The organism is Streptomyces carminius, from assembly GCF_002794255.1.
GTDB lineage: Bacteria > Actinomycetota > Actinomycetes > Streptomycetales > Streptomycetaceae > Streptomyces > Streptomyces carminius.
Genome location: NZ_PGGW01000020.1, coordinates 1 through 23,932, shown reverse-complemented (window position 1 = coordinate 23,932; position 23,932 = coordinate 1). Strand labels below are relative to the sequence as shown.

Here is a 23,932-nt window from a genome sequence, read left to right as displayed (position 1 = left end):
CAACGGGCCCGGCCGCCCGGGAACGGCCGAACAGAAGGCCGCCGCCAGGTGAACCAGGGGATTCGATCACGGCACCCGAAGCAGCCCTCCGGAAAACTTTCCGTCACTCGTTGAGCATTAACTGACTCCTGTCTGTTGTGGACTGTCGTCCGCCCGCCGCACCGCCCGGAGAAACCGGCCGGTGGTTCTCCCGGTGCGGACGGCAGGGCCACCGAGGAGCGGCGGAGGTGTCATGGTCAGGGCCGTGGTCAGCGGGGAGAGGACGTGATCGGCCGGTGAACGACACCGGGAAGTCCCCGACACCGATCGAGCAGCGGATCGACGAGGCCCGCGCCGAGCTGGAGGCCGTACGGCAGGCCGTCGCCCGCACGGAGGGCGAACTGCGCGAGGCGTCGGTGACCATGCGGTCCCCGGACGGGGCCGTGGAGGTCACCGTCGGCGCTCAGGGCGAGCTGACACGGCTGCGTTTCCCGAACGACAGGTACCGGAGCATGTCCGCCGACCGGCTCGCGGCCTCCGTCCTGGAGACCGCGAACCGGGGACGCGCGGCGATGGCGCAGCGGGTGATCTCGGCCTTCGAGCCCCTCACCCGGCCCGCCGGAGACGTTCCCGGGTTCCGCGGCATCGACGTCGACTGGGAGCGGCTGTTCGGCCCGGCCCTGAGCGGCGTCCACCCTTCCGGACCCGGCCGGTCGCCCGGCGACCGGCTGCGGGACGAGATCTACGAGGACACCGACGACGACGGGGCGGACTACCGCCGGGCACAGGGAGGTGACCGGGGATGAGCACGGCCTTCTCCGCGGACACCATCGGGCTGCGGCACAGCGTCGAGGAGATGCGACGGCTTCCCGGCATGGCGAGGACACTCGTGACGGACTTCCTCGACCGTGAGGGCCGGTACACCGAGTGGCCCGGCTGGACGGACGACTACGCACTGAAGGTGCGCCCGGCCTACGAGCGCGACAACCAGCGCTGCGTGGACTTCGGCGACGCCCTGCACGACGCCCTGGACGCGCTGGTGTCGGCCACGCTGGCGAACCTGGACGCCATCGAGAAGGCGCGCAACGACTCACTCGACACGATCGCGGACCACTCGTGGCGGACCGCCGGAGCGTCCGGCGACGACGGGGAGAGCGGCAGGCGCTGAGTGCGGGAGATCAACTTCCCCGACGAGGTCTCCACGATGCTCTACGTCCTGCTCGGCGAGAAGCCGCTGCAGGCGCGGGAGAACCTGGCGTACGACAGCCGTGAGCTGTACCTCGCCTACGGACAGCGGCTGCGTGCGCTGCGGGAGGCCGTCCGGTCGTCGATCGAACGCGCGGGGACCGATCTCCCGCCCGCGGTGGCCGACCGGTACGTCAAGGGCCTCTCCCTGCTGGTCGACGACAACGGCGTCGACCACCTCCAGCGGATGATCGACAGCATGGACGACCTGGCCAGGGGCCAGGTCGACCGGTCGATGGGCATCCAGGCGTCGAAGTGGGAGATCATCGCCGAGATCACCATGCTCCTCATCGAGCTGGCGCTCTACGCGGCCCTGGCATACTTCACGGGCGGTACCTCCCTGACCCAGATGGCGCTGGCCAGGGCAAGGAGCCGGCTGGCCGTCCTGATCATCATCGACCGGCTGATCCGGCTCTCCCAGCTCGGGCCCACCCTCGGCGGAGCACTGGAGGAGGGCCTCCAGACGCTCGCGGTCAGGCTGGCGCAGATCAGTCTCAACCCGTCGGGCCGCAGACCGGACGGGGTCGACTGGGGGGACGTCGGCAAGGCGATGGCCTTCGGCGCCCTGGCGGCCGGCTTCGAGTCCGTTCTCCGGGGCGGCGCCGACCGCGTACGCAACTGGACCAGGAACATCTCCGACTCCCTGGGCATCCCCGGACTCGGGAAGGTTCCCGATTTCGAGAAGCCCCCCGGCCTCGGGAAATCCACCGGTGACGGCGGCGGAAAGTTCCCCCACACCCGGAACGCACTCGACCACGGCTTCGGCATACCGGAGGTCTTCGTGGTGTCCGCCCTCTCCGAGACCGCGGCCGAGGTCCTGGTGAACTGGGCTTTCGACGGCAAGCTGGAGTGGAGCTGGGACACCTTCGCCGGTGCGGGCGCGGCGGGTGTCACCACCACGGCCGCGATGTCCCTGGCCTCGGACGCGGGGCTCGGGCTCCGCGAACTGTCGCTCGGAACGGACCGGTTCGACGGCGTCGGCGACCCGCCTCCCTCGTACGGTGCGGCGGTCGACGGCACCTCCGGTACGCGGGAGGGAGAGGGGGAGGGTGCCTCCGACGTCTCCCCGGGCACCCTCGCCGGCGGCACCGCGTACAGTGCCCGGCCGGCGCCCCCCGGTCCTCCCCCGTACCCGGCCCCGTCCCGCGGCGGTGCCGGCCCCCGCCCGCCGGCCGCGGCGGCACCCGTGACGAACCCGTCGCCGTCGTACGGTCCCGGCACGGTCCACGGGGGCGGGGACCGGTACGTGCCCGCCCCCGGACAGTCCCCGGAGGGCACGGCACCGCTCACCACGCCGCCCGCCACGGTGTCCGGCGCGGCACCGTACCCCTCTCCGGCCACGAACGTCCCGTCGTCTTCCGCCGCCGACCACCCCGGCACCCGGAGTCCCGGAGGACTTCCCGGCACGAGCACAGGAGCGGACACGGGCACGGTTCCGCTGCCGGGCTCCGCGGCTCCCGGAACCGCACCGGGCTCCCCCGCGGGGCCCGGGCCGCTCTCCTCCCCGCCCGCTGCCGAAGCCGGTGACACCCTCCCCCGGGACGCCGGCCCCGGCCACGACGCGGCACCGGACTCCGCGCCGGAGAGTGCGGCGCCGCGCCCCTCCGGCCCCGTCGGCTCCCCCGATCCCGCCTGGGAGGCCGCGCGCGCCGCCGCGCCTTCCGTCACCCGCTCGCACACCTGGGTGGACCCCGTCTCCGCACCCCCCGACCCCGAACGGCCGGGGAGGACCACCCAGTACGCGGTGCACTCCAAGTTCGACGCACGCCGCTTCGAACACGGTGGCGAGTGGGTCACCGATCTCACCGTCCAGGTCGGCTCCCGTGACCCGGCCGGCCTCCCGGAGCCCGTCTGGGACAAGCTCCGGGCCGGTGTCGAGGAGCTCCTCAACGCGCCGGGGTACCGGCTGCCGAACGGGGACCGGCTCCACATCAGCGTCGAACAGGTCGCCCATGACCCGCACCCCCACGGGCTCAACGTCGGCGTGGTCGGGCCCGACCAGCAGATGACCCGGGTCCAGTGGCACGCCGACGCCGAGGCCGTCGACTACGTCCACGAGCTGCTGCACCAGCTCGGCCTGCGGGACGAGGCGGGCCACTGGACCGCCCCGCAGCGCCCCGACATCACCGGCACCCTGCTCGGCGACTACACCCGCCCCGCTCCCGACGGGCTGCCCCAGAACGGTCTGCGCGACCGCCACCTCAGCCTCCTGGCCGCTCTCATCGGCGACCTCGGCACCGGCGCCGGTACCGGCGGCACCGCACCGTCCGGCACCGCGCCCGCCCGGCCCGCAGCCGCGGCGACCGCCGGCGGACCGTTCGGCGCGGAGCCCCACGCGCCCCGGGGGTCCCGCCCCGCCACACCCGCCAGTGAGCCGAACGCTCCCGCGCCGTCCTCCACCACCTCCCGGCCGCAGACCTCCTCGGCGGCCTCCGCACCGGCTTCCGCTCCACCCCCCGGACCGGCTTCCGCACCCCCCGTCGTCACGACCTCCTCGGCTGCTCCCGTACCACCTCCCGCACCACCCCCCACCCCGGCCTCCACGACGTCCGCCGAACCGGCTCCGGCCCCGCCCTCCGCAACACCCGACGAACCAACAGCCGAACCCACCGACCCGGACCCGCAGCCGGCAGTCGAAGCACCCGCCCCCCTGGCGGGCAGGGCCTTCCCGCCACCTGCCGGAAAGGAGTGGCTCACCACCGCCCTGGACCGGGACCGGCCTCCCGTGCTCGTTCCGGACGCCCCCGAACCGGACGGCGGCGGCTCCTCCACGGTCTTCCCGGACGGGAGCGTCGTCCCCGCGCACATCGACGACCTGCGGTCACTGCTGGGCGAGGTCCCTCCCGGTGTCGCCGCCGAGGCGCTGGTCAGCTTCGGCCACGGCGACATCGCCCTGCGTGGTCCCGAGCTGATGCTGGCGGAGATCACCCGCCTCCTGCGGGACAACCCCGCCATCGCTCCCGCCGCCCCGGCCTCCCCGGCGCCGAAGGGCATCGGCCCGGGCTCCGCGGGCGTACGGGCACTGCTGCGCGCCTACCGGTCCCTGAGCGGCCGTCCCGGGCCTCCGGAGGGGGACCCCGGGGCCCCGCCCGTCTCCCCGGAATCGACCGACCTGATCGCCGACATCTCGCACGCCCTGCGGCACGAACCGCGGAGCCTGCTGGGTGAGGGACGCTCCTTCCCCTACACCGACCTCCGGGGCGCCCCCGCGGTCCTGCACATCACGGCGGTCCACCACCGCGACAGATGGCAGCGGTTCGACGACGGCTACGGCTCCGGGGTCAAGGTCGACACCATGCAGCGGTCCGTGGTCACCGGCGGGCAGAGCAAGAACACGCAGTCCTCCGCCCCGCTGGGGCTCGCCGTCCCCATAGGCCCGATGAGTACCGCGGCGTTCGGCGGATACGGCCGGGTGGCGCCGCGCGCCGCCTTCGTCCGCAAGGCCGGCTACGGCCAGACCGACCAGGGCACCGGCCAGACGGAGACGCGCGCCCTCGACGGCTCGCACGTCCATCTGACGGACGTTCACCTGCGGATCACCGTGACCGGCGTGGGCGGCCGGACCATGCCGCCGGACGCCGGGGAGCGGGCGGCCGCGACGGTCTTCGGATTCACGGTGCGCGACGGCCTGTCCGCACGGCTGCCGGACAGCGCGACCCGGCCGCCGGCGCCCCTGGCCGCCCGGATACCCCGGTCGATGGCACTCGGCGGCGCCTCGACCTACCGGCTGGTGCGGCCCGAGGACTTCGGACCCGTGTCCCACATCCTCACCCGGGCGGCCGCCGAGGCCGACGTGAAGCCGGGCAGTGACGCCTACCGCGAGCTGAGCGCGTTCTTCAACACCGGCAGCTTCCACCGGCACGCCCGTGCGGCGGCCAACGGCCGGATCATCACTCCCCCGCTGTTCGCGGACGACGGCACACCCCTGGGTGCCTTCGTCGTGGACATCGTGCCCACCCGGGCGGCCCTGGTCTCCAGCACGGCGGACGCCGAGACGCGGGACATCAGCGTCTCCACGGTGCGCAACGAGCGCAGTCTGGCGCACACCACGGTCCTGGGCCTGGAGCTGGCCGCGGGCCCGGCGTTCAACTTCTTCGACTCGGGCCCGCTCGACGTGCGGTTCCAGTTCGGCGGCGCGGCCCGCTACCTGGTCTCGTGGACGCGTGCCAGGGGCCTGGGCGGCTCCGGGGCGACCAGGACGGCGGGACAGGTGAAGGGCGGGAACACGGCTCTGTACCTGGTGAAGAAGGACGTGTTCGTGTCGCGGACCGGCACGGGGGGCCGGCCGTGGCGGTTCCAGACCTGGGGTCTGGACCGCATGACGCACACCGAGGCCCGCCGGCTCGCCGGCTGGGACGACGGCACGGCGTTCGCGTCGGCCAACGGCGCTCCCGAGCCGTTCGCGCCCGCGTATCTGACCGCGGACCGGCCGCGCACCCTGGGCATGCACCGGGTGGAGGAGTTCACCCATCCCGACGGACGGCTGCGCCACGGCGACGTGCCGGGGACCGCTCCCGGCACCACCCTGCTGGACGCCTTCGCCGACGATGTGATCCGGACCGTCGCGCAGGTGTATCCGCGCCTGGTCGCCCCGCTCGCCGAGCTGTCACCGCCGCCGGGCCGCCGCGGGCAGCTCGCCGCCTTCTTCCGGGGCGAGCGGTCGCTGCCGTCCCGGCCCGGCCTCCCGCAGTGGCGCGACCGCGCCGAGTACGAGGCGGCGGTGTTCAACACCCGGCAGATCCTGGCCCTGGTCTCGGACACGCACCTGCGGGCCGCGCTGGAGGCGCTGACGACCACCGGCATCCTCATCCCCCTGTACGAGACGGGGAGGCTGGGCCAGGCCCACCGCTACGTCCGGATCCGCGGCGAGCTGACGCGGCGGCGCTTCCGCGGCGTCCAGGACGACTTCCGGCACCGGTTCAGCTCCGTGGGCGCCGAGCGGCTGGACGCGCAGGCCGGCGCGAAACGCGTCGGGGAGGCGGCCCTGGAGGGCGCACTGTCCCTGCGCGACCCGGCGAAGGACGACATCGGCGCCCCGCACAACTCGGGCACCCTCTCCCTGGGTGTACGGGAGGGGTGGCAGAGCGACACCGAGCTGTCCTTCGGTCTGACCGCCACCAACGAGCCGATGGCGGTGAGCGGCGACCGGGCCCATCTGTACTCCTACGAGCTGTCGCTCACCGCCGAGCACGGCGGCTACTGGCGGTTCCGCGGCCTGGTCCGGGGCATCGCCACCCTCGGCCTGCTGGGTACGGGGCCGTTCGTGTTCAGCCGTCCGGGAAGTCCGCTCATCGGCACCGGTTCCGACGGCCGGCCGGTCGGCGGCGGACCGCGGACCGGACGGGTGCTGATCAGCGTCCCCGCCGTGCACGCGCCGGTCACCGATCCGCACGCCGAAGGGGCCCGCAACCCGTACGCGCCGGCCGCCGAGCCGCCGTCGACGGCGCTCGTCCGGCCCGAGCGGGCCCTGGCCCTGGCCATGGGCGACCTGTCGGACGCGGACGGCCCGGACGCCCTGGCCGACCCGGACGACCCGGCCGGCCTCGTGGAGGGCACGGGCCCGGCGGCGCCCGAGGGGGCCGTCCCCCTGACCGGGACCGGCCGGCGGCTGTTCCGGGAGTTGCGGAGGCATCCCTTCGTCACCGTGGGCGTGCTGGCCGCCCCCGAGCTCCTGGCGAGCGTCGACGACCTGCTCCGGAGCGCCCCGGGCGGGTCCTGGCAGCTGACGGAGGAGGGCGCGCCCGTCCGGTCGGCGATCCTGCGGGCGTTCCAGCCGCAGCTGCTGACGTCGAACTTCGACCAGAGTTCCGGCCCGCTGGGCTGGAGCGCCGCCGGGCTGCTGGCCAAGGGGCCGTACCTGTCGGTGTGGGCGACGTTCCGCCAGCTGACGACGGTGTCCGGCATCCAGGCCCTGACCCCGTCGGTGCCGATGGACAGCGAGATGATCATCGGCGGCGCCGGTCAGACGGCGGGGAAGGTCAGCAGGTCCCGCACCGTCTTCACCGGTGGGCAGCTCGCCTACTACCGGGCCCATGCCGCGGGCCCCGGCCTGCTGGGCACCTACGGGCTGGTCGCGAGCCCCTACTCGGCGGCGGAGGCGGGGAGTCTGAGCGTCGCGCGGATCGCGGTCGCCGACATGAACCGCAAGAGCTTCGGCCATCAGGTGCTGGTGGCGGGCACGGCCGAGCACCGGCTGGTCCTGGCGACCAGCCGGCTGGGCCCCGGTGCGGTCGGCAGGACGCTCGTTCCCCGGCAGCTGGCCGGAGCGGCGGGGCGGCTGACCGCCGTGCCCGGCGGCTGGCAGGCGCACGTACCGGAGAAGAGCGCCCACGAGCTGGGGCTGGTCGAGGACGGGCTGGGCGAGGTGCCCCGCTACGCCCGGCACTCCTGGTCGCCCCAGCCGTGGCTGCGCGGCAACGAGTTCGGGACGTATCCGGTCGACTCGCTGGACGCCACCCGGGCGCTGGCGGCGTTCGACCGGCAGGTGGCCACGCTCGGGCTCGCCGAGGAGGAGCGGGAGCGGGTCCGGACCCTGGTGACGTCCCGGGTGGCGCGGGCCCTGGGCCGGGAGATGACGGGGACCGGCTCCTCGGTGCCGGTCCGCTCCTCGGGGTGGGGTTGGCACGGCCTGCGCGTCGGCGGCCGCAAGGCCCGGGTGCGGGTCCGGCTGGTACCCGGCCGGACCACCCTGCACATGCTCGACCACGGCGTGGAGATGGAGGAGAACCGGCGTGCCGTCGAGACCGTCACCCGGAGCCGGGAGGCCACCCGGGGCGCCGAGCTGGGCCATGTCGTCGGCGAGGGCGTCCACACCGGTGCGCAGGACGCCCGGGGGCCCGTGGCCGCGGGCCCCGCGCTGAACGAGACCGGCGGCAGCCGCCGGTCGGCCGGCTCGGCGCACTCCGTCACCACGCTCACGGTGTTCCGGGCGGCGTCCACCGAGCCCTACGCCGTGACGGACACCCCGTACGAGCTGGAGATCGTCCTGGAGCTGGACAACTCCCCCGGTTCCGAGGAGACCCCGCCGCGGAACACGGACCGGAGCCTGACCGCCCGGGCCGGCCGGGCGGTACGGGAGTTCACCGGCAACCGGGCCGTCAGCGTCAGGGAACCGGCGGGCGTCCTGCGCGAGAACATCCCGCTCAGCCTGATGGTCCCCGATCCGGAGCCCGGCACCGACGGCCGCCGGCTGCCCCCGCCCGAGTTGCCCGCGCTCCCGGCGCCCCGGGAGCTCACCGTCGGGGAACGGCGGCCCCGGCCCCGGCACGCGGACGGCTTGGAGGGGCCGTTCGCCTTCCCCGAACACGGCTTCGACGTGCGCCGGATCGCCGGCCGGGACAACGTCCGGGCGGCGGTCCACTACGCCGTCGCCCTCTCCTACGACGCCGGGTTCTCGCTGGACCGGGACGACGCCCCGCGCCGGGCCGGCGACACCGGGCTCACCCGCGCCGGCACCGGCTCCGCGCAGCTCCTGGAGGACGGCACCACCGACGCGATGCTGACCGCCTTCTTCCACCGGGCGGTGACCGACGACGGCTACCGGCTCATCGACCTGACCGAGAAGAACCTGATAGGCACCGACTCCGCCGCGGTGCGGCTGACCGCCGCGCCCGACTTCGGCCGCGCGGTGCTGCTGACCGTGGCCGACGGCGAGAAGATGGAGGTGCTCAGGCGGACCGGCGAGGGCACCGGCGCCGCACGGTCCGAGGAGAACACCCACGATGTCTCTCCCGGTGCCGTCCTCGCGGTCGCCTCACCGACAACGGGCCTGAACCAGTACATGTTCACCGCACCGGGCCCCTCCGAAGGAGCGGGCGCGGGCACCCCGGCCGGTGACGACCATCTGGCCTCCGTCAACGTCAAGCCCAAGACCGGCCGGGTCTTCGTCTTCGCCGTCCCCACCACCTGGCTGAGCGACGCCGACGTGCGGCGGGACGTGCGGGACACGCGGCTGCTGCGGAAGGCCTCCGGTGTCTTCGGCCACGTCCGGCCGGGGCCGAAGACCGTGCGTTCGGACAGCCACGTCCTGGTGCGGGTCCGCGAGGACATCGCCAGGAGGCTCGGGCTGATCACCGACGCCCGCTTCCCGGAAAGGGTCGGCCAGGCCTGGGACGCGGTCGGCAAGGCGAGCAAGGGCTTCGTCACGGCGGACGAGGCGTACTGGGAGAAGCGCCGCCCCGGCGCGGCCCGGTACGCCGAGCTGCGCGCGGCCCGGGACGCACTGGATACGGCACGGGAGCGCGCACGGCAGGCCCGCTCCGCCCACCGGCGGGCGGCACAGGCCATGGACCCCGCGAACAGCGCGCTGGAACGCGCGGCGCAGGCCGTACGGGAGGCCGACCGGCGGCTGGCCGAGGCCACCGGCCGGCACGGTGCGGCGCTCGCCGCGTGGGAGTCCCTGCGGGACGAGCTGACCGTGCTGCGCGAGCGGGCCGAGGCGGCCGCGGCCGAGTACCACCGGGTGCGGGCCGCCGCCGACCAGCTCACCTGGTGGCACCAGCGGGCCGCCGTCGAGGGGGGCCGCGCACGGCTGATCGCCCGGGGCTTCCCGGAACCGCCCCCGGTCACCTACCTCGCGCCGCCCAAGCCGCCCGCCGCGCCGGTCCCCCCGGCACCCGCCCCCGCGATGTACACCCGGACCACCGAGGACGGCCGGGCCGTGCTGGCCTCCCCCGGTTCCGAACCGGTCACCTATGTCCTGCACGATGTGCCGCGGGACGGCGACGCCTTCTTCCACTCGCTGGCGGAGGGGCTCCGCAGGGCCGCCCCGGAGCGGCTGGCCGGGGCCGGAGTGGACCTGTCCGACCTCCGGTCGGCGCCCGCGCGGCTGCGCCGCGTCCTGGCGGACCGGCTCACCGGCACGGCGGCCGATGCCCGGGGCGGCCAGGGCGGCCTGGCGGAGCTGCTGGACGCGGTGGCACCGGACGGCACGGACACCTTCACCGCCGAGGAGATCACCGGCGCCGGGCTCACCGGCGAGGGCACCGGGCCGCTCGCGCCGGGCACACCGCAGCGCCGGGAGTTCGACGCCCTGGACGGTCTGCTGCCGCACTCCACCCGTCTGGACCGCCGGGCCAGAGCCGCGCTGGCCGCGGCCCAGCTCCTGCGGCCGGGCGACCACGGCACACGGAGCACCTGGGACAACTCCGCCGCCGACCTGCTGCCGCTGCTGGCCGCGCACACGTTCGGCGTGGACATCACCGTCGTCGGGAGCGACGGCCGCTTCCAGGACTTCGGCCCCGCCGTCCGGCCGGAGGAAGGGGACAGGGGGGCTCCGCCCGTGCCCCGGCCGCGGCTGGTGCTCAGCCTCCACGACGACCACTACCAGCTCGCGGTACCGGCCGGCGGGGATACCGACGGGGATGCCGACGGCACGTCGACTCCAGCACCACCGCCGCCATCGGCCACCACCGGCGGCGAGCCACCACCCACGGCGTCCGTGGGCACTCCGGCAGAACGGAGACAAGAACAGGAACAGGATCCCAGCCCGGCACGGGAGCAGGACCCGAACCGGGAACCAGAGCCGCACCAGACCCCTCCGACCGCGAAGCAGCCACCCTCGCCGCCAGCACCTCCGCCGCCATCGGCCGCCACCAGCGGCGAGCCACCACCCACGGCGTCCGTGGGCACTCCGGCGAAGCGGGAGCAAGGGCAGGGACAGGGGCAGGGCCAGGGCCAGGCGCAGAACCCCGGCCCAGCGCAGGAACAGGAACCGAACCGGGAACCAGGGCCGCACCAGACTCCCCCGACCGCGACACCACCCCCTCCCGCGGAACAGCCCGCCGACCGCCCCACCACCGGGGCGCTCGGGCCACTGCTCGCCGGGGCGCTGGCGGACCGGCTCGGGAGCCTGCGGGCCGCCATGCCCGGCGGGGACGGGAACGAGACGGTGTCGACCGCGGAACTGGACGCGGTGGGCGCCGTACTGCCGCCCGGTCAGGTGGCGCAGGCCGCTCTCCTCGGGGACCGGCTCCCCCTCGGCGAGGTGGAGCTGGCGCCCCTCCAGCGGCTGCGGCTGATCCTGCTGCGGCGGTACGGCGAGGCATCGGTACCGGAGGACACCGGGGCGGCGGCCGACGTCCTGGCCTCCGCACTCGGCATCGACCTCGTACTCAGCGGGCCGGACGGCCGGTACGGGCGCTTCGGGCCCGGGGCCGGGCCCGGGGCCGGGGGGCCGGTCGTGCGGCTGCACTTCGACGGTGCGCGGTTCGTCCCGGTGTGACGGACCAGGACCCCGGGTCCCGGCGGCTCGGCGCGGCCGCGGGGGCCGGACCGTCCACCTCACCGGCCCGGAGGATGAACCCACAGCTCCGCGCGACCGTCGTACCAGTCGGAGGGGAAGGCTCCGGCCTTCCTCTCCGTGCCGACGCAGATCCCACAGGCCACATCCCCGGACGGACATGAGCGAGCGCGACACCAGACGGGCGCGGACGACGATCCCGCCCGCATCCGGCGAACCAGCCGAGACCTCCTACGACGAGCTGCTGCTGGCCGCCACCGCCGCCAGGCGCTTCTACCTGGACCACGTCTCCAAGGTGGAGATCGCCCAGGAGCTGGGCGTCAGCCGGTTCAAGGTCGCGCGTCTCCTGGAGCTCGCCCACGCCCGCGGCATCGTCCGCATCGACATCGCCTTCCCCACCGACACCGATCCCCGTCTCGCCGCGGCACTGTGCGAGCGCTTCGGACTGGAGCACGCCGTCGTCGTCAATCCGCCCGGCGCCGACCCGGGCGGCCCCGAACCGTTCACCGACCTGCTCGCCCAGCCCGCCGCGCGGCTGGTCACCGATCTGCTGGGCGAGGACGACGTCCTGGGGCTGGCCTGGGGCCGGGCGGTGACGGCCGTCACCCACGCCCTCACCCGGCTGCCGCCGTGCGCGGTGGTCCAGATCACCGGGGTCCACCCGCCCACCGCCATCAACGACCAGACCGTCCGCGCCGTCCACCGCGCCGCCGCCCTCGCGCAGGGCCCCGCCCACCCCCTGTACGTCCCCCTGGTCCTGCCCAACGCCCTGACCGCGCACGTCCTGCGCCACCAGCCGGGCATAGCCGCCGTCCTGGGCCGCTTCCCCACCGTCACCACCGCGGTGGTCGCCATCGGCGCCTGGGGGCCGGGGCTGTCCACCGTCCACGACGCCCTGGAGGAGGACGAGCGCGACCACTGCGCCGCCCTGGGCACCGTCGCCGAGATGGCCTCCCACCTCTTCGACGCCGAGGGCGGGCTCGTCGACGCCGGCCTGGACGAGCGCACCGTCGCCATCTCCGCCGGGCAGTTGCACGCTGTCCCCCGCGTCATCGGTGTCGCCGGCGGCCGGCACAAGGCCCGGGCGGTGCTGGCGGTGCTCCGGTCCGGTCTCCTCACCGGCATCGTCACCGACGCCCACACCGCGCGCCGGGCCCTGGAGGAGTCGCCCCCCGTGCCGGTCGCCCCGCGGTCCCGCGCCCACGGCCGCGCCGGGCCGCCGGACCGCTCCCCGGTGCGGGTCCGCCCCTGACGGGGCCGTCCCGGCCGGTGTCCCCGCCGGGAAAGCGAAGGGCCCCCGAGGCCCCTCCCGCGGTGAGGCGGAAGGGGTCCCCGGGAGCCCGGTTCACCAGGAGGACGGTGTGCTCCGGCCGCGGCCGGAGCACACCGTCCGACCCGTCGTGGGTACTATCCCCGCGTCCAGGTCTGGTTGGCCCCGCCGGTGCACGGCCAGAGCCGCACCGGTGCGCCGTCGAAGTCGTCCTGCCACAGCACGTCCGCGCACTTGTTGCCGGCCTTCAGCGAGACCAGGTCGTCAGTGGCGTTGAGGCGGAACTTCTGCGCGTCCGAACCGTTGCAGTTCTCCAGCCGGATCACCGTGTTGTCCGCGGTGGCCCCGTCGGCCAGAGTCATGCACAGCTCACCGTTGCGGATGGTGTCGTCGGGGTGGAAGGCCCAGTACTGCTCCTCACCCGTCCCACAAGGCGCGATCGCCAGTTCCCCGCCCACCGAGCGGGCCGTGGTGACCAGGCACTTGCCCGAGTCCGCACTGACCAGCCGGTAGGCGTAGACGGTGACGACCTTCTTCTCGACGGTGGTGGATCCCTTCACCGCCTGCGCCTGCTTCCGCTCCTGCGAACCGTCCGGAGCCTCCGTCCGCGCCGGGGCCTTGGCCTCGGCGTGGCCCGTCTCCGCTTCGGCGGACTCGCGGGACTGCTCCTCGTCCGCCGACTTCTCCGGCTCGCGCTGCTTCTCCGTCTCCTCCGTCTGGACCGGGGGTACCACCCCGCGTCCGTCGTGGAGCGCCTTGACCTCCTTCTTGGTGGGGATCAGGGCGACGGCGCGCACCGACTTCTTCTCCAGCACCCCGGAGGGCGAGACGGAGGGCGAGGCGGAGGGTGAGGCGAGGGCCTCGATGTCGTCCCCCTTCTCCTCTTCCTCCTCCTTCTCCCCGGCCTTGGCGGCGGCGGCCGCCTCGACGGCCTTCACCGCCTTCTTGTGCTTCTCCGGTTCGATCGTGGGAGCGACGGTCACCACACGCACCATCGGCTCCCGCTCCTGCTTGACCGGCTCGGTCATCAGCGGCACCGACAGCCCTCGCTTCGCGACGGTCTCCGGTGTCGCCAGTACCGTCGGCTCCTGGCCGGTGGTGCCGGGCTCCTGCTGCTCCCCGGCACGCTGTCCGACCACGACCGTGCCCGGAGCCGCCTTCTTCACCACCGTCACCGGCTGCTCCACACCCTGCTTCTCCGCCTTCGGCGGAGTCGACACGGTGCCGGAACCGGGTCCGGCGGCGCTGTCCTCCTCGGTCTTCTGGGGGGCGTAGGTGCGGGGCGCGGATTCCAGACGCTCGTCGTAGAGCGTCTCGGTCTCCGCTTTCCGCTCCCCCTCCAGACCCTTGGAGTCGGCGGCTATGGACACCCGCTGCCGCTCGGTCCGGTCGTCGGAGTCGTCGCCGACCATGACCAGCAGCGGTACGGATATCAGCACGGCACCGGCGATTCCCGCCGCGGCCAGCATGGGCTTCTTCGGCCTGCCCGGCGAACCGTCGCCGGCGCCGTCCGCCGCACCACTGCCGCCACGGCCCGACGCACCCGCGGTACTACCCGCGACCGCGGTGAGGCCGCGGGTGGCCCCGGCGCTCCGGGACTCGCCCTCGGCCCGCGACCGCGTACCGGACGTACCGGTCCGCGTGTCGGTCCGCGCATCGGTCCGTGCGCCGGCGGACGGCTCGGCCTGGGGCCGCGCCGCCGCCGCGGTGTCCGCGGCGGCCTCCGAGGTGTTCCCCTCCGAGGCTTTCCCCTCCGAGGAGGTGCTACCCGAAGTGCCCTCCGGCCGTGTCACCTCCTCCGGGCGCCTCTCCCCGCCGGTGCCGGAGGACCGCGCCGCAGGCCGCAGGGCCTGCAGCGAATCCCTCCCCACCGACGGCATCGCCACCGCTCTGCGGACCGGTGGTCCGCCCGCGGCAGCGGCCGGACGGGCGGATTCCCCGCCGTCCGGCCTTTCCTGACCTGACATCAATCGTTCTCCTTAGGAGCTCTCGCTCTGTCGGCAGTACTCCGTCTCCCGACTGTCCGGGAGACGGCTTTCCCCGGAACCGGGCACCACGGGCATACGCCGGAGAAGGCCGTGTCCGGGCCCTTCTCCGGGCCGGACCGGACGGGCGGACCCGTCCGGCTGTCTCCGGAAGTCCCGCGGGCGGCGGTCCCGGGAAACCCACACAGCAGGATCACGAACCGATCCCGCGGGTTCACCGCGCCGGGCCACCGGCTGAAACGGCGTACGGCGGCCCACCGGTGGCCGGCGGCAGGGGGGAGTACTCACCCCCGCGTCCAGGTCCGGCCGGAGTTGCCGGTGCGGGACCAGGTTCTTCACCGGCGTGCCGTCCGCCTTGCCGGACCACCATGCGTCCGCGCACGGTCCCGCCGGCGGCGCAACCGCCCCGCGGACACCCGCGCGGGGCTGCGGGCCGTCCCCGGTGTCCGCAGGGCGGATGGACGTTCCGTTCTGAGGCCGACGCTGTTCCGGCATCAGTGTCCTCTCCTCGTCCTCGCTGTCGGTGGCCCTCTACGCCGGCGGCGGCACCGGCCTCATGCGACCGGACCCACCGGTCCGGTGCAGCGCCGCGGCCAGTGCGGGCCCCGCCCGTCGTCGGCCTCCCCCTCCAGCGCCTTCTCCAGCCGGGCCAGTGCCGAGCGGTCCAGCGCGCTGAGTTCCTCGACGCTGTCCATCCAGGTGGCCGCGGTACCGGGCAGCTCCCGCAGCAGGACCACCCGCGAGCCGCGCAGCTCCCGGGTGTCCAGCACACGGAACCCCGTCCCCGGGGTGAAGACGATCTCCTCCTGCGGCTGCGGCGCCCCGCCGCCGGTGTCCAGCAGCTGCCGCACCCTGCGACCGGTCACCGACCAGATGGCATACCGCACCGGGGGGCCGTCGGGCTGCTTCCGGGGCAGCACCAGCGCGCTGACCGGGCCCGGTTCCACCAGCAGGGCGCCCTGGTCCGGGTCGTGGCCGCGAGCGTCCGCGCCCCGGACCACCACACCCCGGTAGGAGGGCAGCCTGCGCAGTGCCGACGCCAGGCACGCGGCGTACGGCAGCAGGCGCTCCTCACCGGTGCGCAGCTCACGGACCAGCGCGTCGTGGTGCAGTGCCGTGTCCTCCTCGGCGGTCAGGTAGGCGTGGACGGCCATCAGGTCCTCCCGGGCCGCCTCCAGCTCCAGACCGCGCAGCGCGGGCATCCGGGTCAGCCACCGGGTCACGGCGGCGCTGTGCCGCTCCCACTCCCCGGCGGCCAGCGCGCGGAAGGCGGCGCGCTCGGCGGCACTGCTGACATGTCCGGGGGCGAGCGGGGCGGACATGGCCGGGACGGCCGGCCGGGGGGCCGTCCCGGACGGGTGGGCCGGTGGGGTGGAGCCGTACTCGGGGACGGAGTCGGGCCGGGGCTCGGGTACCGGCTCCGGCTCGGGTGCCGGCTCGGGCTCGGGTGCCGGCTCGGGCTCGGGTACCGGCTCCGGCTCGGGTACCGGCTCCGGCTCGGGTACCGGCTCCGGCTCCGGCTCGGGCTCGGGTGCCGGCACGGGGTCCGCAGCGGGCGCGTCCGGCCCTTCTGTACGTGCCGCGGTCCTCCGCGCGGAGGCGGGCTCGGTGGACACGACGGGCCCTGCGGGCGCCGAGGGGGCCGTCGCCGCGCCGGAGTCCGGCCGCGCCGTGGACCGTACCGGCGCGCTCCCCCTCGCCGGCGGTTTCTCCGCTCCGGTTCCGGCGACCTCCGTGGGGGCCGAAGAGGACATGGTGGGAGGGACGGAGAGAGCGGAGGAGACGGTGGCGGCGTTCACCGGTGGAGCCGCCTCCTCCTGCTGCACCGCGCCGTCCCGCCCGCCATGTCCGGTCCGTTCCGCCGTCTGCACCGCGGACTGCCCGTCGGTACGCGAAGGCGTCGGCGGACCGGTCCGCGTGGCGCTCTGGGTCGGCATCGGGGCCGGAGGGGCCGGAGCAACCGCCGGGGCGGCCGGATCCGGCTCGGGGAAGGCGAGATGCGTGATGTAGCGGATGCCGGCCACCCGGTGCCGGGCCGCCAGTTCGCGCAGCGCCGTCTCCCCCATGATCAGCTGTCCGCACACCACCAGGGTCGCCCTGGCACGCAGTTGGGGACCCAGGTCGGTCAGCAGCCGGGCCAGGGCCGGAAGCAGGGAGTCGTCCAGAGGTTCGCCCCGTACGCCGAGTTCGACGGTGAGGCTGTCGGGGTCCACCGTGCGCGCGGCCACCGGCGGTGGCGGCGCGCCGACGGGGAACACCGCCACACCGGCCCGGGTCGGCGCCGCCGCCCAGCGGTCGGTCAGCAGCACGGTGCCCTCCTCCGTGAGCGGAACACCGGGCAGGGGCGATTCGCTGTGCAACGGCCGGGGCGCGGGCGGACGGCCGTCGGCGCCGGCCGGGGCGCACACCACGGCCGTCACCAGCGGCTGCCAGGTCAGCTCCCCGCCGGCGCCGATCAGGGTCGGGCGGACCCTGCCTCCGGCCACCGCCTCGCCGGTGGCCAGCGGAAGCCCGGTGAGGACCTCGATCTCGCCGCCGAGCATGTCGGCGACCGACTGGCCCAGCCGCAGCAGGTCGCGCCGTCCTCCGGGGACCAGCCGGACCTGGGAGCGCTGTGCGACGGGCAGGGCCGCCAGCACCGCCGCCACCTCCTCGGCCGCCACGTCCTCCGCGTAGGGGGCACCGACCAGCACCACGGGCCGCCGGGGGTGGACGGGCACCGCGAAGGGCAGGTCGCCGGTGCCCGGCTGGGGAGCCTCGGCCGGGCGTACGGCCACCCCGGCCGGGATCGGATGCACCACGCAGCCGCCCGACGTCCGCTCGGGCAGGCGGGTGAAGGCGTCCTGCCAGCCGGGCACCGGGGTGCGCAGGCCCAGCAGCCGGGGCCCCGCGCCGGGGGTGAAGTGCCACCAGCCGCCCCCGCCGGGCCGGGGGGCGTCCTGCACGAACAGCACCCCTCCGGGGGTGATGAGCACGGCCCCGTCCGGGGCGATGACCTCCATCTCCCACGCGTCGGAGATACGGCGGGCCACACTCGGCGCCCCGGGGCGGTCGTGCCCGGCGCCGGAGAGCACCAGGCGCACCCGGGTGGTGCCCTTCTCCCGCAGGGTGTCCAGCAGGGAGGCGAGCCGCCCCCAGTGGCCGGCGTCGCCGTCCCCGTCCTGCGGGGGCGCGCCGACCAGCACGGTCGCGGTGTCCCCCTCGCCACCCTCGCCACCGTCGCCACCGTCGCCGTCGGCACGGACGGCACGGGCGACCTCGGCCAGTTCGGCCAGCGAGGGGAAGTCGTCGTCGACGGAGCGCAGGAGCAGGACGCCGTCGACCTCCTCCACCAGTGGCGGCGCGGGTTCCTCCCGTGAGCCGCCGTCCGCCGGGGAGGTGCCGCGCGACGGACCGGACCTGCCGCTCCTGCGCGAGAAGACCGATGGCCAGCGGCTCACGCCTTGCGCTCCTGTGAGGTGTCGCCACTGAGGATGCGCTGTGCCTGGGCCGCCGCGTCCAGAACCTCGCCCTCGCCGTCCTCACCGTCCCCGCCTCCGGAGGCACCGGCGGTTTCCGCGCCGGTGCCGTCGGCGTCCGCGCCCGCGCCGGCCTCGGCCTCGCCCGCGCTGTCGCGGTCGGGCGCGCCGGAGCCGGGGGCGACGGGGATGTCGGAGCTGGTGGTGACCATCGGGACGGGAGCCGCGGCGGGTGCCGGGCTCTCCTCCCCGGCCGGGTCGCCGGTCTCCTCGGGCTTCCCGGCGGGCTGCTCGTCAGTTCCCTCGCCGGACTCCTCGCCGGTCTCCTCGGCGGACTCCTCGTCGGTCTCGTCGTCGGCTTCCTCGGCGCTTTCAGGGCTTCCGGTGCCCTCGACGGCCTCGCGCACCGGTCCGGTCTCCAGGGTCATGGAGACCGGACCGGAGGGGTTGAGGTACAGCAGGTGGCCTTCGGGCACCTGGTCCAGGAACTCCTTGTCGACCCGCATCAGTTCGAAGCCGAAGCGGCCGGAGGTGTGCAGGTACACCGGCGAGGTGTAGAGCGGGACGGCCGCCGCGCCGTCGGGTGTCACGACCGACAGCGGGCCGCCGCCGGGAGCGGTGAGGACCGCCACCTCGTAGTCGGCCAGTTCCCTGGTCACCGCCTCACCGGGGCCGTAGCCGGTGGCGGCCAGCTGCACGGCCTGGTCCACCTCGTCCTCCGGCTCGGGCCAGCCGAGGGCGCGGGGGGAGGGACGGTACTCGGGGTTGTCCTGCCACTCGACGATCTCGCCCTCGGGGCTGGAGCGCCAGCGGCCGACCGTCGCCCACTCCGGCGGCTCGCCCTCGCCCGACCAGGTGGGATCGACCATGCCCAGCCAGTGGTCGGGGGCGAGCCTGGCCGCCTCGCGGATCTCGTCGGGAACGGGCGGGGTGTTCTCGTCGGCACCGGCGATCCGGGAGTCGGGGGTTTCTTCGGGGGCTTCGGGGGTGCCCGCGCCGCTCTCGTCCGCCGCCGGGCCGGACCCCGCCTCGGGAACGGCGCTGTCGCCGGTGGTGCTCTCGCTCATCGTCGTCCTCAGCTCAGTGGTGGGTCGCTCACCCGGTCCACCGCCCTCACGACGACGTGCTCACTGTTCCGGTGGACCGGTTCCGCGGCCCTTGCCCGGCGTCACACGCGGATGCGGTGCGACGGGGAGAGACCGGTGGCCGGTGAACGGGGAAGGCGAGTACGCGCCCGGGCGGCGGCGGGTGCCGTGTTGCGGTGTTCTCCTGCGGTTGCGGCGCTGTCCGTGAAATGCCACGTCGGCGCCCGCCGACCGGTTCACGTCCGCCCACGGACGCACCGGCCGTGCCCGGTCCCCTGCCGCGCCACGCGGGCGTGGCGAAGGACCGTCACTGACGACCCGGCCGTCGATGCCGCTCACGGCTCCCGGCCGGCGGAGTGCCGTCCGCGGCCGGTCGGGTGAACTGTGCCGGGCACCGGCCCGCTCCGGGCCGGACCCCGCATCGAGGCCCCACTGCGCAGACATCTTAGCCACGCCTTCCGGACCCGTGCAGCACGCCCCGTGCTCCCGTACGCACCGCCCACGGGCGGCCACGGGGCGTACTCGGCCGGTTCATGTCCCGGCTGCCTGCCGGGACGCCGGGGTGTCCGCCGCAGTGGGCACCGCCTGCCCGCCGTCCCCGGCCAGCACCTCGTCCACCTCGACCACAACGCTCACCGGGGCGGTGGTGCTGAGGTACAGCAGCGGCCGCTCCCCCACCACGCCGGGCAGGTCCGCCACGGGCACCGTCCGGTGGGCGGGCAGGTCGGCGCCGGCCGGATCGGCGGCGGCCTGGCGGGGCGGCACGGTGAAGACCGGAACGGCGGTGGTCCCGTCCGGGACGGTGGCGAGCGCCGTTGTGCCGTCGTCCTCCAGGATGACGGCGACCTCGTCGACGGCGGCCAGCGCACGCGGCACGTCCGCCATGGGTCCGTAGCCGGTCACGGCCAACTGGGCCGCGGCGTCGGCCTCGTCGGCGGGCCGAGGCCAGCCCAGCGACCACGGGGACGGCCGGTACTCGTCGTTGTCCTCCCAGCCCGTGATCTCGCCCCGTTCGTCGCTGCGCCACCAGCCGAGTACCGACCACTGCGGCGGAGCGCCCTGTCCCGACCAGGCGGGATCGACGACGAAGACCGGCTCCCCGGGGACGGCCCGGGCCGCCGCGAGAATGTGCGGCGGAGGCAGGATCCGTTCCTCGGCCTGCGGGTCCCCGGACGGCTCCTGCCCGGATACCGGATCCAGCGGCCCTTGGGCCGCCGGGCCGACGTTGGCGTCGCTCATGCCGTACTCCTTGCTTCCTGGTTCACCGGCTCTTCTCCGGACACGGCAACGGGCGGGTACTCACCGGTGCGGAGCGGCCTCGCGCCCCCGGCGGCACGAACGTGGTCTCACGCACCGTCGGAGCCCTCCCGTGGCGGGTCTCCGGCGGGGAGCTGGTCGAGCCAGAGGAAGTACACCCCGATGTCCGGGCGTTCCCCGAGCGTCTGCCAGATGCCGTTCCGCTGCCACCGCAGGAGGAGTTCACGGACCGGGGCCGGGAGAGCCGCGCGGTCCGGGGGCCGCAGCCCCGGGTTCCGGGTGTACCGGACGATGCGGTCAAGGACCCGGAAAACTTGCTGGTCCGCGCTCTCACCACGGCTGAGCAGCCACTCCCGCATCCGCGACCACGTCCGGCCGTCCAGACCGGTGGTGTCCGGGCGCGGTCCGGGCCACGGTCGGACCGGACCCGGTTCTCCGGAGGGCCGCCCGTTCCCGCCGTCCGCCCCGCGGCCGCCGTTCATCACCGGCGGCTGTCCCTGGGGAGCGGCGGGAGGCGCCGCCGGAAGCGGGCCGTCCTGCCAGTTGGCGGGGACGAGAGCGGCGGGCAGCGGTTCGGCGGACAGCGGGAGGTGACCGGAGTCCATGAGGAACTGGCTGAGCGTCGTCCCACGCGCGTCGGCAGGCAGTGCCAGTGCCTTGCTCAGCATCTCCCGCATCAGCTCCGGCTGTGGTCTGCCGTCGAAAGGCACGGCCTGGTGGAGCTCGTACATGAAGGCGATCTCCTGCAACTGCTTCCAGGTCAGAGGGCCGTCCTCGCCGTTCGCGTAGCCGGGATCCGCCAGACGCATGCGCTCCAGCACTCCGAACGCCTCCAGCAGCCGGGGCCGGGGCGGGATGCCGAAGATCTCGCTGATGGCGCGCACCATGCGCAGGACGCGCTCCTGCTGCTCGCCCGGCGGCAGATGTCCCAGTCCGGCCTGCTCACCGGCCAGCCTCAGCAGCTCGGGGCCGGTCGGTTCGGGGTGGAACATCCGGGGCATCACGTCGGGCTCGTCGGCGTGGCTGAGCAGTTGCAGCGTCGGCGGGGTCGTATCCACCGGACCCTTGGAACCGATCGACGAGTTCGAGGCGCGCATCGCCTTTCCGGCGGCATTGGCCATGGCCTGGCCGTGGACGGGGACGACCAGCGGATCACTGTTCGGGGCCGATGCTCCGACCAGACAGAAGAGTGCGAGTGCGGTCTTGTCGGCGGGCAGTTGCCGGAAGCTCGGCCTGCGCCGCATGATTCCGCCGACTTGCTCACCGCTCACGATGACCTGGCTTCCGTCGTCCAGGACCAGAGCGATCTCCTGCTCATTGCTGTGTCCGGCAACCGAGTATCCGACATCCGGGCCCTCCAGCGGGTGGACGGCGGCCTGGAAGTCCCCCTTGTTGACGTAGACGCGGCGGAAGTGCCGCACCGCGGACAGATGAGCGTAGTCCTGCTCCCGGATGGCCATGTCCTGTGGAGTCATGCTGACCCAGCCGTGGACGTCCTCGCCGTCCTGGGTGAGCAGCGTGTACCGCATCAGCCGGCTGTCGGGGTACTCCCGGCCGTCGACCGTGCGGAAGTACCCGGGCGCGGTGCCCGGCGGCAGGACGTAACCGGGCCTGCTGGGGATCCACTTGCCCACCGGGGCGTTGCCCGGGTCCCGGTCGTTGAGGAGCGCGTACTGATGCCCTGTCCACAGGTCCCAGTGGAAGAACAGCTCCCCGTCGGTGGACCAGACGGTGCGGTCCTGGCCGCCCAGCCGGTCGGCCACCCACCGGGGCAGTTCCAGACCGCCCGCCCCGGCGCGGCTCACCAGGAACACCACCGGGCCGTCCGGCGGCATGGCCGGGTCGTGCCGGAGCAGCTCCGCCAGCTCCTCGGCCCCCACCGGGTGGGAGCCGCCCAGCATGTCGGTCACCATGATGCTCCGGTGGTCGCCGGCCGCCACCAACACGTAGGGGCGGCGGCCGGCCCACTTCGCCGGCACCAGGGTCGGTAGGGCTGCCCACTGGAAGGTGCCGACGAAGTCCGGGTTGAGGAAGGTGGTGTCCAACCCTCCCCAGTTACGCCCCGGCAGCTGCCCGATGGCCGTGTGCACGGTGCCCGGTCCCGAGAGCACTCCCAGATAGCGGTCGAGGTGGAACGCCGCCACAGCCGCGACGGTGTCCGCCCGGCCGGCCGCCACGGCCTCGGACACGGTGGTGAAGAACGTCTTGTAGTCGTCCCCGGTGAGCGGATACCAGTCGGCCAGGTGGGAGATCCTGAGGGCCATCCTCGCCAGGGTCGCGGAGTCCATCGGCCCCTGCGAGAACGCGGCATCCGACGCCCGCAGGGCGTCCAGCACCTTCAGCATGGCCAGGTAGTGGTCGAAGCCCTCCTCGCCCACCTGCACACCCACGGTGTCGTTCAGCAGTCGTGTCTGCTCGAGTCGTATCTGCTCGGCGGTGGGCTGCGGAACCGCCGTCATGTCCTCCCAGGGGAAGTCCATCGGCGGCAACTCGTCCAGCGACGCCAGGAACTGACCGATCGCCTCCTGGTCGAGCTCCGGGAAAACGGGGTCGGTGGCGGGCACGGCCCCGCCGGCCTCCACCGTGCCGGCCTGCTGGGGATCCGTCGTTCCGGACCCGCCGACCGTGGACGGGTCCCCCGCCGTCATGTCGTCCCAGGAGAAGTCCACCGGCGACAACTCGTCCAGCGACGCCAGGAACTGACCGAGTGCCTCCTGGTCGAGCTCCGGGAAAAAGCCCGCGCCCTGGCCGCCGGGAACTTCCCCGGGCGTCTGTCGCTCCTGTCCGGGCGAGTCCTGAGAGGTCCTGCCGGGGCTTTCCCCGGGGGAGGTGCCGGGTGCCGGGGCGTCCTCCAGGTCCATGTCCAGATCGGGTATGCCGATATCGCCGTGGCTTTCCCCGGCCAGGAAGGCGTCCAGCACTCCGGAGCCGTCCTGCTCCGTGTCCATCGGACTGTCACCGTCGGCACCGGGGCTGTTCCACGCTCCCGACTCCGGGAAGACCGGCGCCGGGTCACTCCCGTCCCGGGGCGTGCCGGACGGACCGGCCTGCTCCTCCTGCGAGGGCTGGGCGGGCAGAGGCTGGGCGGGTGAGGGCTGGACGTTCTGCCCGCCCGGGAGCGGGCCGTCGTCCCAGGCGGCCGGGTCCAGGGCGGCGGGCAGCGGATCGGCGGGCTCGGCCAGGGCCGCGGACTGCTCGATGAACCCGGTGAGCGTCATCCCCGGGGCACCGGCCCGCGGATTCAGCGCCTTGCCCAGCAGCTCACGCAGCACCACGATCTCGGACCGGCTGCCCGCCAGACCGGTCTGCCAGTTCTCGTACCGCCCGGCGATCTCCACCAGCAGCGCCCAGGTCAGCGGACCGCTCCGGTCACCGGCGTAGGCCGGATCGGCCAGCCGCATCCGCTCCAGCCG

The 23,932-nt window shown here is 74.6% G+C and carries 9 protein-coding genes; 4 read left to right on the top strand and 5 right to left on the bottom strand.

The genetic code is table 11. From position 1 onward, the window contains the following. Positions 1-275: 275 nt before the first annotated feature. The 4 genes from CUT44_RS07825 (at position 276) to CUT44_RS07810 (ending at position 12,716) form a co-directional block, all read left to right on the top strand. Entirely contained in the window at positions 276-785 is a 510-nt protein-coding gene (locus tag CUT44_RS07825; protein WP_233221299.1) for a YbaB/EbfC family nucleoid-associated protein, read from the top strand. After that, the gene (locus tag CUT44_RS07820) at positions 782-1,147 is read left to right on the top strand and encodes a hypothetical protein (RefSeq protein ID WP_100201455.1); all 366 of its coding nucleotides are present in this window, start codon (positions 782-784) and stop codon (positions 1,145-1,147) included. Before CUT44_RS07825 ends, CUT44_RS07820 begins: the two co-directional genes overlap by 4 nt. After that, the gene (locus CUT44_RS32670) at positions 1,148-11,446 is read left to right on the top strand and encodes a hypothetical protein (protein WP_146252183.1); all 10,299 of its coding nucleotides are present in this window, start codon (positions 1,148-1,150) and stop codon (positions 11,444-11,446) included. It abuts the gene before it with no gap. 178 nt (positions 11,447-11,624) lie between these two features. Further along, complete coding sequence (locus tag CUT44_RS07810; RefSeq protein WP_100201454.1) at positions 11,625-12,716, top strand: sugar-binding transcriptional regulator; 1,092 nt, start codon at positions 11,625-11,627, stop codon at positions 12,714-12,716. A gap of 155 nt (positions 12,717-12,871) precedes the next feature. Here the strand turns inward: CUT44_RS07810 and CUT44_RS07805 are convergent, their stop codons facing one another. From CUT44_RS07805 to CUT44_RS07780, 5 genes are all read right to left on the bottom strand, one after another. After that, on the bottom strand, positions 12,872-14,203 hold the full coding sequence (locus CUT44_RS07805; protein ID WP_146252182.1) for an RICIN domain-containing protein: 1,332 nt from the start codon (positions 14,201-14,203) through the stop codon (positions 12,872-12,874). Between the two features lie 1,070 nt (positions 14,204-15,273). Then, a complete protein-coding gene (locus CUT44_RS32995) occupies positions 15,274-18,159 on the bottom strand; it encodes a hypothetical protein (protein WP_158239577.1) in 2,886 nt (961 codons plus the stop codon). Continuing rightward, positions 18,156-19,244: a type VII secretion system-associated protein gene (locus CUT44_RS33440; RefSeq protein WP_199185650.1), complete on the bottom strand. Its 1,089-nt coding sequence runs from the start codon at positions 19,242-19,244 to the stop codon at positions 18,156-18,158. The genes CUT44_RS32995 and CUT44_RS33440 overlap by 4 nt, the downstream gene beginning before the upstream one ends. A 549-nt stretch (positions 19,245-19,793) precedes the next feature. Beyond that, the gene (locus CUT44_RS07785) at positions 19,794-20,501 is read right to left on the bottom strand and encodes a type VII secretion system-associated protein (RefSeq protein WP_100201451.1); all 708 of its coding nucleotides are present in this window, start codon (positions 20,499-20,501) and stop codon (positions 19,794-19,796) included. Positions 20,502-20,608: 107 nt separating this feature from the next. Then, positions 20,609-23,932 (bottom strand): lonely Cys domain-containing protein (locus CUT44_RS07780; RefSeq protein ID WP_146252181.1); only part of this gene is annotated, 3,324 nt, incomplete at its 5' end.

Bases quoted from the DNA above. Each gene is read 5' to 3' on its own strand.
- CUT44_RS07820 (WP_100201455.1), top strand. From the start codon at position 782: ATGAGCACGGCCTTCTCCGCGGACACCATCGGGCTGCGGCACAGCGTC.
- CUT44_RS07810 (WP_100201454.1), top strand. From the start codon at position 11,625: ATGAGCGAGCGCGACACCAGACGGGCGCGGACGACGATCCCGCCCGCA.
- CUT44_RS07805 (WP_146252182.1), bottom strand. From the start codon at position 14,203: ATGCTGGCCGCGGCGGGAATCGCCGGTGCCGTGCTGATATCCGTACCG.
- CUT44_RS33440 (WP_199185650.1), bottom strand. From the start codon at position 19,244: ATGAGCGAGAGCACCACCGGCGACAGCGCCGTTCCCGAGGCGGGGTCC.
- CUT44_RS07785 (WP_100201451.1), bottom strand. From the start codon at position 20,501: ATGAGCGACGCCAACGTCGGCCCGGCGGCCCAAGGGCCGCTGGATCCG.